General features: G+C 37.4%; 1 protein-coding gene. It reads right to left on the bottom strand.

Annotation, left to right across the window (positions count from 1 at the left end; all coding sequences use genetic code 11):
* Window positions 1-645 (bottom strand): hypothetical protein (locus ACFIQE_RS10990; RefSeq protein WP_375707762.1); only part of this gene is annotated, 645 nt, incomplete at its 3' end.
* Between the last annotated feature and the right edge of the window lie 235 nt (window positions 646-880).

Genomic DNA, 880 nt, shown 5'->3' with positions numbered 1-880 from the left:
AACTTGGTCTTTTATATCTTCTTCACGTGCTGCTACAAAAATAAGGATTTTTGAAGGTTTGCCTTCTGAGGGAGCTACAGAAATATTAACATCGATTTCTGGTCCCGTTCGAAAATTCTTTGCTTTATCACAGAAGCCAGGGAATACTCGCGATTCTGCAACCGCGTCAGGATTAACATATGGTGATTGTATTTGCCAAGTTTTTTGCCTAGGTTTGTATATGATGCCATATCCAAGAATAAAGCGAGAACTATCTTTTAGCTTTATATTTAAAATATGGACGACAGTTTGTGCATTATTTTCTACCTTTAAGAAAAGAAGCGTCCACTTGTCCTTTGTTGGAAGATGCGGTCCAGTTGCATATATGGAAAGTGGCGGTCCTAAATCCTGTACTCTTTTGTTATCTAACAAAATTTTAATATGTTCTTCTGACCATTTTGCAATATCTTTTGTTGATTTTGCTTGCTCTTCAAGAGCTGCAGTTTGTTTTTCGCTTTCTGCAAATTTCTTGATTACCCATTTCTTATCTTGTGCTCGTTTTTTTGCGGCTTCTTTACGGTCATTGCATCTTAAAATAAGCGCTACTGAAAGTGATCCGATAAATGACAGGAAACCCGTAAGAAATATCTTTATCCATTCTTGCATCTTTCCCCACCCCACTTTTTTAGAATCGTTGGGAGGATACTTTTTCAAAAACATTTTTGCAAGACAGGCAATCACAACACGCTCTGTCATAGCGCACGTATAAATACGCAACAGCCTTAAGGGGGGGATTATGATCACTCATTTATATTTAATAAAAAAAGGGGATGCGCATGTCTAATGGTATGCCATGGATAAGATTCCATTTGTATGACTGGATAAGTGGTACAGATGGAAT

It is taken from the genome of Bartonella sp. AA1HLJMS (assembly GCF_042197445.1).
Lineage (GTDB): Bacteria > Pseudomonadota > Alphaproteobacteria > Rhizobiales > Rhizobiaceae > Bartonella.
The sequence above is the reverse complement of the archived record's forward strand: the minus strand, read 5'-3'. Positions and strand labels throughout refer to the sequence as shown.